Here is an 8,947-nt window from a genome sequence, read left to right on the forward strand (position 1 = left end):
CGGACTGTGCGAGAGCCATGAAGCGCGGCCGTCGGGAGCTGTGAGTACGGCCGGGAGGCGGCCCGGCGGGGCGGGCCCGGTAGGGTCGGGCGCGATGCACAAGACCTTGATCGTCACCAACGACTTCCCGCCCCGGCCCGGCGGTATCCAGGCGTTCCTGCACAACATGGCGCTGCGCCTGGACCCCGGCCGGATCGTGGTCTACGCCTCCACCTGGAAGCGGGGCCGCGAGGGTGCCGAGGCGACGGCCGCCTTCGACGCCGAGCAGCCCTTCACCGTCGTACGGGACCGCACCACAATGCTGCTGCCGACGCCCGCGGTGACCCGGCGGGCCGCCGGGCTGCTGCGCGAACACGGCTGTACGTCGGTGTGGTTCGGGGCGGCGGCCCCGCTCGGTCTGATGGCCCCCGCCCTGCGCAGGGCGGGCGCGCGGCGCCTGGTGGCGACCACGCACGGGCACGAGGCGGGCTGGGCGCAGCTGCCCGCCGCCCGCGGGCTCCTCGGCCGGGTCGGCGAGTCGACGGACACGGTCACCTACCTGGGGGAGTACACGCGGTCCCGGATCGCCCGCGCGCTGTCGCCGCAGGCGGCCGCCCGTATGGTCCAACTGCCGCCCGGTGTCGACGAGAAGACCTTCCACCCGGCGTCCGGCGGCGACGAGGTGCGGGCCCGGCTCGGGCTCACCGACCGGCCGGTGGTCGTCTGCGTCTCCCGGCTCGTGCCGCGCAAGGGCCAGGACACGCTGATCCTCGCCATGCCGCGGATCCTGGCCCGCGAACCGGACGCCGTGTTGCTCGTGGTCGGCGGCGGGCCCTACGAGAAGGAGCTGCGGCGGCTCGCGAGCGAGACCGGTGTCGCCTCGTCGGTCCGCTTCACCGGCTCCGTGCCGTGGGGCGAACTGCCCGCGCACTACGGTGCCGGTGACGTCTTCGCCATGCCCTGCCGGACGCGGCGCGGCGGGCTCGACGTCGAGGGGCTCGGCATCGTCTATCTGGAGGCGTCCGCGACCGGGCTGCCCGTCGTGGCAGGGGACTCCGGGGGTGCGCCGGATGCGGTGCTCGACGGGGAGACCGGGTGGGTGGTGCGGGGCGGGGACGTGGAGGCCGTGGCCGACCGGATCGCTGTCCTCCTCGCCGATCCGGAGCTGCGGCGGCGGATGGGGGAGCGGGGGCGGGCCTGGGTCGAGGAGAGGTGGCGCTGGGACCTGCTGGCGGAACGGCTGAAAGCGCTGCTGTAGCCGACTGGTTCTCCTCGCCCCCTCCGCCCCTGCCCGTCCCGTGGATCTGGGGGCGGCAGCCCCCAGGCACCCGCTTCCGGCCTGGACGGCCTCGTCCTCAAACGCCGGACGGGCTGAACCTTTCAGCCCCTCCGGCGTTTGAGGAGCGGGGTCTGGGGCGGAGCCCCAGGTACGGAGGGGGTGGCAGGCCGGTGCTCGGCCGTCAGGCCCGATAGATCGCTTCGATCTCGTCCGCGTAATCCTTCGCCACCACGTTCCGCTTCAGCTTCAGCGACGGCGTCAGATGCCCCGACTCCTCGGTGAACTGCGCCCCCAGCACCCGGAACTTCCGCACCGACTCCGCCTTGGAGACCGCCGCGTTCCCGTCGTCCACCGCGTCCTGGATCGCCGCCAGCAGCTCCGCGTCCTCGCGCAGCGAGGCGGCCGTGGAGTCCGCGGGCTTGCCGTGCTCGTCGGCCCACCGGCCGAGGAACTCCTCGTCGACGGTGACCAGCGCGCCCACGAAGGGCCGCCCGTCGCCGACGACCATGCACTCGGCGACCAGCGCGTGCGCGCGGATGCGGTCCTCGATCACGGCCGGGGCGACGTTCTTGCCGCCCGCGGTGACGATGATCTCCTTCTTGCGGCCGGTGATCCGCAGATAGCCGTCCTCGTCGAGGGTGCCGATGTCCCCGGTGTGGAACCAGCCGTCGGCCAGCGCCTCGGCGCTCGCGCCCTCGTTGTTCCAGTACTCCTTGAACAGGTGCTCGCCGTGCAGCAGCACCTCGCCGTCGTCGGCGATGCGCACCACGGAGCCGGGCAGCGGCTGGCCGACCGTGCCGATCTTCTGGCGGTCCCAGGGGTTGAAGGCGGTGGCCGCGCAGGACTCGGTCAGGCCGTAGCCCTCCAGGACCGTGAAGCCGATGCCGCGGAAGAAGTGCCCGAGCCGTTCGCCGAGCGGGGCGCCGCCGGAGATCGCGTACTCGCCCCGGCCGCCGAGCACCGCGCGCAGCTTGCTGTAGACGAGCTTGTCGAACGCCTTGTGCTTGAGCTTCAGACCGAGGGACGGGCCGGAGGGGGTGTCGAGCGCGCGGCTGTACGCGATCGCCGTGTCCGCCGCCTTGTCGAAGATCTTGCCCTTGCCGTCGGCCTGCGCCTTGGCGCGCGCCGAGTTGTAGACCTTCTCGAAGACGCGCGGCACACCGAGGATCAGCGTCGGGCGGAAGGAGGCGAGCTCGTCGGTGAGGTTCTTGATGTCGGGGAGGCAGCCCAGCTTGATGGGCGCCATCATCGGGGCGACCTGCACCAGGCGGCCGAAGACGTGGGCGAGCGGCAGGAACAGCAGGACCGAGCACTCGCCGGTGCGGAACAGCGGGCGCAGCCGCTCCACGATGTTGCCGCACTCGGCGAAGAAGCTGCGGTGGGTGAGGACGCAGCCCTTGGGGCGTCCGGTGGTGCCGCTGGTGTAGACGATGGTCGCCGGGTCGTCGGCCTTGGCGAGCGAGCCGCGCTCCTCCACGGTCGCGTCGGTGACGTCCTGGCCCGCCCGGCCCAGCTCCTCCACGCCGCCGGCCTCGATCTGCCAGAGGTGCTTGAGGGCGGGCAGCCGGTCGCGCACCGACTCCACGGCGGCCGCGTGCGCCTCCGTCTCCACCACGCAGGCGGTCGCGCCCGAGTCGCCGAGGATCCACTGCACCTGCTCCGCCGAGCTGGTCTCGTACACCGGCACGGTGACGGCGCCCGCGCTCCAGATCGCGAAGTCGAGCAGCGTCCACTCGTAGCGGGTGCGGGACATCAGGCCGACCCGGTCGCCGGGCTCCACGCCGGAGGCGATCAGGCCCTTGGCGGCGGCGTGCACCTCGGCGAGGAAAGCGGTCGCGGTGACGTCCGTCCAGGTCCCGCCCACCTTGCGGGCGATGACGGCGACGTCGGGATGCTGCGCGGCGTTTCTGCGGACGATGTCGGTCAGATTGCCGTCCGCAGGGACCTCGTAAAGGGCCGGAAGGCTGAACTCGCGCAAGACTGCTGCTCCTCATAGGGCGCCGGCGCCACGACTCTGTGTGATGCGACGGTGCGGTCCAAGGCTCGGGCAAGTGCTCCAAGAAGTCATCGAAATCCTGAGCACGACTGGACTGCCCGGACGTTACCCACCGGTACGGCGGTTTCGATAGGGGGTCCCGCCGAGATGTTCCCTGCGTCACACGTGTTGGCGTTCCTGGCCGCAGAGTAGTCGACGCCCTGTCCGGCTAGCCAGTAACCGCAGGTCCGACCACCTCTGTTCACTTTTGCCGCACACGCCTACTCTTGATCGTCATGGCACCCACACGAGGCGGTAACAGCGGGACGCGGGTTCATGTGGTCAGCGACGTGCACGGCAACGCGCGCGATCTGGCCCGGGCCGGCGAGGGCGCCGACGCCCTGATCTGCCTCGGCGACCTGGTGCTCTTCCTCGACTACGCCGACCACTCGCGGGGCATCTTCCCCGACCTGTTCGGCACCGAGAACGCCGACCGGATCGTGGAGCTGCGCACCGCCCGCCGTTTCGCGGAGGCGCGGGAGTTCGGGGCCGCGCTCTGGGCGGGGATCGGTACGGACCGGGCCGCGGCCATCGAGAAGGCGGTGCGCAGACAGTACGCCGAGCTGTTCGCCGCCTTCCCGACGCCCACGTACGCGACCTACGGCAATGTCGACATGCCGACCCTGTGGCCGGAGTACGCGGGACCCGGTACCACCGTGCTCGACGGCGGCCGGGCGGAGATCGGCGGCCGGGTCTTCGGCTTCGTCGGCGGCGGCCTGCGCACCCCCATGCGGACTCCCTACGAGATCAGCGACGAGGAGTACGCGGCGAAGATCGAGGCCGTCGGCGAGGTCGACGTGCTCTGCACGCACATCCCGCCGGAGGTGCCGGAGCTGGTGTACGACACGGTGGCCCGGCGCTTCGAGCGGGGCAGCCGAGCCCTGCTGGACGCGATCCGGCGGACCCGGCCGCGCTACTCGCTCTTCGGCCACGTCCACCAGCCGCTGGTCCGCCGGATGCGGATCGGCGCCACGGAATGCGTGAACGTGGGGCACTTCGCGGGGTCGGGGCGGCCCTGGGTGCTGGAGTGGTGACGACCCCGCCCACGGCCCCGCCCAGGGGCCCGCGCACGGCGGCCCCGCGACGCGGACGCGGTGACGGCGGGCCGTCCCGCGCGCGGTAGCCTTCACGCTGCACACACGTGCGCACACCCTCCCTCACCGGACCGCATCTGGAGGAGCCACCGCGATGGCGGAACACACCAGCTCGAGCATCACGATCGAGGCGGCACCGGCCGACGTCATGGCGGTGATCGCGGACTTCGCCCGCTACCCGGACTGGACCGGCGAGGTGAAGGAGGCGGAGGTGCTCGCCACGGACGAGCAGGGCCGTGCCGAGCAGGTGCGACTGGTCATGGACGCCGGCGCCATCAAGGACGACCAGACCCTGGGCTACACCTGGGCCGGCGACCACGAGGTCTCCTGGACCCTGGTCAAGTCGCAGATGCTCCGCTCGCTCGACGGCTCGTACCTGCTGAAGCCGGCCGGTACCGACGCCACCGAGGTCACCTACCGGCTGACCGTCGACGTCAAGATCCCCATGCTCGGCATGATCAAGCGCAAGGCCGAGAAGGTCATCATCGACCGGGCGCTCGCGGGTCTGAAGAAGCGCGTCGAGTCGGGCGACGCCGGCAAGTAGCCGCCGACGGGCGGGCGGCCGGGCCGCCGGTGGGCCGGGAGCGCGGTTCCCGGCCGCGGACACGGCGCGGGTACCGTTCAGCTTCATGCGCACCATCCTGATCACCGGCCCGGGCGGCAGCGGCCGTACCACCGTCGCCGCGGCCACCGCGCTGAAGGCCGCCCGTGAGGGCACCCGCACCCTGGTCCTGAGCGCCGACCGCACCGACACCCTCGGCGCGGTCCTCGGCACCCCGACGGGCGCGGACCCGGTGCGGGCGGCGCCCGGCCTCACCGCCTGGCGTCCCGACCCGGCGGAACGCTTCCGCGAGGACCTGGCCGCCTTCCAGGACCGGGCCACCGGCGCCCTCGACCTGCTGGGCGCCGCCCGCCTGGACGCCGAGGAGGTCACCCCGCTCCCCGGCGCGGAGGAGCTCGCCGTGCTCCGCGCGCTGCGCGACGCCGCCCTCTCCGACCGGTACGACCTGCTCGTCGCCGACCTGCCGCCGGTCCCGCACGCGCTCGCCCTGCTCGCCCTGCCCGAGGAACTGCGCCGCTACCTGCGCCGCCTGCTGCCCCCGCAGCGCCAGGCGGCCCGCGCCCTGCGCCCCGTCCTCGGCCGGCTGGCCGGCGTACCGATGCCCGCGGACTGGCTGTACGAGACGGCGGCCCGCTGGGACGCCGAACTGGCCGCCGTGGAAGCCGTCGTCGCGGACCCGGCCACGACCGTACGGCTGGTCGCCGAGCCGGGACCGGCCGGCACCGACGCCGTGCTCGCCGCCACCACCGCGCTCGCCCTGCGCGGCCTGCGCGCCGACGCCCTGGTCGCCAACCGCGTCCTGCCGGACACCACCGCGGACACCTGGCTGGCCGCGCTCGCCGCCCAGCAGCGCAAGGCCCTCGACGAGTGGCGCGACGGCCACGACCCGCACGAGGTCCCGCACCTCGGGCGCGACCCGCGCGGCACCGACGACCTCGCCGCGCTCGCCGTACCCGGCGCGGGCGACGCCCCGGCGGGCGTCGAGTGGCCCGTCGCCGACCACCTCGCCGACGACGGCGTCCTCGTCTGGCACATACCCCTGCCCGGCGCCGTGCGCGAGGACCTCGACCTGGTCCGGCGCGGCGACGAACTCGTGGTCGGCGCAGGGCAGTTCCGCCGGATCGTGCCGCTGCCGTCCGCGCTGCGCCGCTGCACCGTGGCCGGCGCCGCGCTGCGCGAGGGCGAACTGCGCGTCCGGTTCGCGCCCGACCCCGCGCTGTGGCCCCAGGGCAGGTGACCGGGGGCGGCGCGGACGGTGAAGCGGCCGCCGCCGTTCGGGTAACGTCGGAAGGGACGAAACGTAGGCAGGAGTCCGCCATGAGCGAAGAGCGCCCCACGTCCGACGCCGACGCCGCCGACGCACCCGATGCCGCCGACGACGCCCACGAGACGGCCGACACCGACGCCGACGCCTGGGCGCGGGCCTGCGCCGAGGACCTGGAGGCGGAGAAGGCCCGCCGCCGGGCGCGGTACGGACCGCCGCCCGGCTCCGCCGCCGAGGAACTGCGCAGGCTCGTCGACGCGGTCGCGGACAAGCTGTCCGGACTCCAGTCCCCGCTGCTCGGCGCGGTCGCCTCGGGCACCGCCCAGCAGATGGTCAACCAGGTCGTACGGCAGGCCAAGGCCGCCGTCGAGCCGGTCATCGAGCGCAATCCGGACGTCTTCGACCATCTGGCCACGGCCGGCTCCGAGCTGCTCGCCGCCTACCGCTCGGCGGTCGAGGCCCAGGAGCGCCGGTGGACGGCCCGGGACGGGCAGCGCCGCGACGACGGCCCGGGCCGGGGCGAGCACATCGATCTGGACTGACGCGGGCCGGTCCGTACCGCTCCCGAGTGATCGGGATCGGGCGGGGCCGGGGGTCACCTCGGGTACGGTTGGCCGTAGCGGGGCTCGACCGAAACTGAGGGATTCATGGGACTCACCATCGGCGTCGACATCGGCGGCACGAAGATCGCGGCCGGCGTGGTCGACGAGGAAGGCAACATCCTCTCGACCTTCAAGGTGCCGACTCCCACCACGCCGGAGGCGATCGTCGACGCCATCGCCGCGGCCGTGGAGGGCGCCCGGGCGGGACACGAGATCGTCGGCGTGGGCATCGGCGCCGCCGGCTACGTCAACCGCCAGCGCTCGACCGTCTACTTCGCGCCGAACATCGACTGGCGGCAGGAGCCGCTGAAGACCGAGGTCGAGGCCCGCGTGGGCCTGCCGGTCGTGGTCGAGAACGACGCGAACGCGGCCGCCTGGGGCGAGTACAAGTTCGGCGCGGGCAAGGGCCACCGCAACGTCATCTGCATCACGCTGGGCACCGGCCTCGGCGGCGGCATCATCATCGGCAACAAGCTGCGCCGCGGGCACTTCGGCGTGGCCGCCGAGTTCGGCCACATCCGGATGGTCCCGGACGGCCTGCTCTGCGGCTGCGGCTCGCAGGGCTGCTGGGAGCAGTACGCGTCCGGCCGCGCCCTCGTGCGGTACGCCAAGCAGCGCGCCAACGCCACCCCCGAGCGCGCCGAGGTGCTCCTCGCGCTCGGCGACGGCAGCCCCGACGGCATCGAGGGCAAGCACATCTCGGTCGCCGCCCGGCAGGGCGACCCGGTGGCCGTCGACTCCTACCGCGAGCTGGCCCGCTGGGCCGGCGCGGGCCTCGCCGACCTGGCCTCCCTCTTCGACCCGTCCGCGTTCATCGTCGGCGGCGGCCTCTCGGACGAGGGCGAGCTGGTCCTCGACCCGATCCGCAAGTCGTACAAGCGCTGGCTCGTCGGCGGCAACTGGCGGCCCGTGGCCGACGTCATCGCCGCCCAGCTCGGCAACAAGGCCGGTCTGGTCGGCGCCGCGGACCTGGCCCGGGAGCCCGACCCGGTCATGTGACGGCCCCGGCCCCCGCACCACTGCCGCGCCCGCCGCACCCCCGGGAGGGGGACGGCGGGCGCAGGTGTAACGGGGGCGCGGGAGGCATGCGTACGGGTACGCGAGGCACGCGGGTCTTCGGGTATGTGGGGCGCCCGGAGACGGGGTGTGCGGGGTGCCGGGTACGCGAAGCGCCCGGAGACGGGGCGCGCGGGCGGCCCCCTGAGCCCCGTGCCGGTGTCCGCGGCGTATGTTGATCGCCATGCCGACCAGCCCGACCGCCAGTGAGCTGCCCAACTCCCGTACCGAAGCCGACGGTTCGGCCGTCGTCCGGGTGCTCAGCTACAACATCCGCTCGATGCGCGACGACACCGCCGCGCTCGCCCGGGTGATCAGCGCCTGCGCCCCCGACCTCGTCCTCGTCCAGGAGGCCCCGCGGTTCTTCCGCTGGCGCAAGAAGCTCGCCCGGCTCGCGGCGGCGTCGGGGCAGGTGATCCTGACCGGCGGCGGTACGGCGGCCGGTCCCGCGGTCCTGTGCAACCTGCGGGCCACGGTCGAGCGCACCGAGGACGTACTGCTCCCGCTCACCCCCGGCCTGCACCGGCGCGGCTTCGCCACCGCCGTCGTCCGCTTCGGCGGCGCCCGCCTCGGCGTCCTCAGCGCCCACCTCTCGCTCCGGCCGGACGAGCGGTACGCGCAGGCGGGTCTGCTCCTGGACCGGCTCGCCGGGCTCGGCACCGCGCACGCGGTCGCGGGCGGCGACCTGAACGAGCCCCCCGAGGGCCCCGGCTTCCGGCGGATCGCCGAGCACCTCCAGGACGGCTGGGCGGCCCGCGCCTGGGGCGGCGAGCAGACCTTCGGCGCCACGGCCCCCGTCCGGCGCATCGACGCGCTCTTCGCCACCCCGGGCGTCGAGGTGCTGGGCTGCGGGGTGCCGCTGGGGCTGCCGGGCGTGACGGGGAACGACCTGAGGGCGGCCACGGACCACCTGCCGGTCCTGGCCGCCCTCAGGATCCCCGCGGAGCCGGCCGGCTAGGGCGTGTTGCGAAATTCCCGTCTTTCGCCCGAAGGGCGGGCCGCGCGGCGTCAGGTGCGTGCTCTCGGCGTGCCGGGCGGAAGCCCTCGTACTGGACGTACTCGGGCTTTCGCCCGGT

Annotated in this window: 8 protein-coding genes; 7 read left to right on the forward strand and 1 reads right to left on the reverse strand. The window is 74.0% G+C overall.

Features of this window, described 5'->3' with window-relative positions:
- Window positions 1-94 precede the first annotated feature (94 nt).
- On the forward strand, window positions 95-1,237 hold the full coding sequence (locus ACFV6E_RS25765) for a glycosyltransferase family 4 protein (RefSeq protein ID WP_385464928.1): 1,143 nt from the start codon (window positions 95-97) through the stop codon (window positions 1,235-1,237).
- Window positions 1,238-1,439: 202 nt separating this feature from the next.
- On the opposite strand, the gene ACFV6E_RS25770 is transcribed toward ACFV6E_RS25765, so the two are convergent.
- Window positions 1,440-3,236, reverse strand: coding sequence for an AMP-dependent synthetase/ligase (locus ACFV6E_RS25770; RefSeq protein WP_385166064.1), 1,797 nt, complete (start codon window positions 3,234-3,236; stop codon window positions 1,440-1,442).
- A 293-nt stretch (window positions 3,237-3,529) separates the two neighbouring features.
- Here ACFV6E_RS25770 and ACFV6E_RS25775 point away from each other — a divergent pair, with 293 nt between their 5' ends.
- The 6 genes from ACFV6E_RS25775 (at window position 3,530) to ACFV6E_RS25800 (ending at window position 8,829) form a co-directional block, all read left to right on the forward strand.
- Window positions 3,530-4,327: a metallophosphoesterase gene (locus ACFV6E_RS25775; protein ID WP_385166065.1), complete on the forward strand. Its 798-nt coding sequence runs from the start codon at window positions 3,530-3,532 to the stop codon at window positions 4,325-4,327.
- A 154-nt stretch (window positions 4,328-4,481) separates the two neighbouring features.
- Window positions 4,482-4,931 (forward strand): SRPBCC family protein, encoded by a 450-nt coding sequence (locus ACFV6E_RS25780; protein ID WP_385166067.1) that lies wholly within the window; start codon window positions 4,482-4,484, stop codon window positions 4,929-4,931.
- Between the two features lie 85 nt (window positions 4,932-5,016).
- Window positions 5,017-6,186, forward strand: coding sequence for an ArsA family ATPase (locus tag ACFV6E_RS25785; RefSeq protein WP_385166068.1), 1,170 nt, complete (start codon window positions 5,017-5,019; stop codon window positions 6,184-6,186).
- An 80-nt stretch (window positions 6,187-6,266) separates the two neighbouring features.
- Window positions 6,267-6,755, forward strand: a complete 489-nt coding sequence (locus ACFV6E_RS25790; protein ID WP_385166070.1) for a DUF5304 domain-containing protein — start codon at window positions 6,267-6,269, stop codon at window positions 6,753-6,755.
- A gap of 105 nt (window positions 6,756-6,860) precedes the next feature.
- The gene (locus ACFV6E_RS25795) at window positions 6,861-7,814 is read left to right on the forward strand and encodes an ROK family glucokinase (protein ID WP_385166072.1); all 954 of its coding nucleotides are present in this window, start codon (window positions 6,861-6,863) and stop codon (window positions 7,812-7,814) included.
- Window positions 7,815-8,055: 241 nt separating this feature from the next.
- Entirely contained in the window at window positions 8,056-8,829 is a 774-nt protein-coding gene (locus ACFV6E_RS25800; protein WP_385464931.1) for an endonuclease/exonuclease/phosphatase family protein, read from the forward strand.
- The last annotated feature ends 118 nt before the right edge of the window (window positions 8,830-8,947 follow it).

The sequence above is a fragment of the Streptomyces sp. NPDC059785 genome (genome assembly GCF_042732375.1).
Lineage (GTDB): Bacteria > Actinomycetota > Actinomycetes > Streptomycetales > Streptomycetaceae > Streptomyces.

Coding starts and splice junctions, on each gene's coding strand:
- ACFV6E_RS25765 (WP_385464928.1), top strand. CDS start 95: ATGCACAAGACCTTGATCGTCACCAACGACTTCCCGCCCCGGCCCGGC.
- ACFV6E_RS25790 (WP_385166070.1), top strand. CDS start 6,267: ATGAGCGAAGAGCGCCCCACGTCCGACGCCGACGCCGCCGACGCACCC.
- ACFV6E_RS25785 (WP_385166068.1), top strand. CDS start 5,017: ATGCGCACCATCCTGATCACCGGCCCGGGCGGCAGCGGCCGTACCACC.
- ACFV6E_RS25800 (WP_385464931.1), top strand. CDS start 8,056: ATGCCGACCAGCCCGACCGCCAGTGAGCTGCCCAACTCCCGTACCGAA.
- ACFV6E_RS25795 (WP_385166072.1), top strand. CDS start 6,861: ATGGGACTCACCATCGGCGTCGACATCGGCGGCACGAAGATCGCGGCC.
- ACFV6E_RS25780 (WP_385166067.1), top strand. CDS start 4,482: ATGGCGGAACACACCAGCTCGAGCATCACGATCGAGGCGGCACCGGCC.
- ACFV6E_RS25775 (WP_385166065.1), top strand. CDS start 3,530: ATGGCACCCACACGAGGCGGTAACAGCGGGACGCGGGTTCATGTGGTC.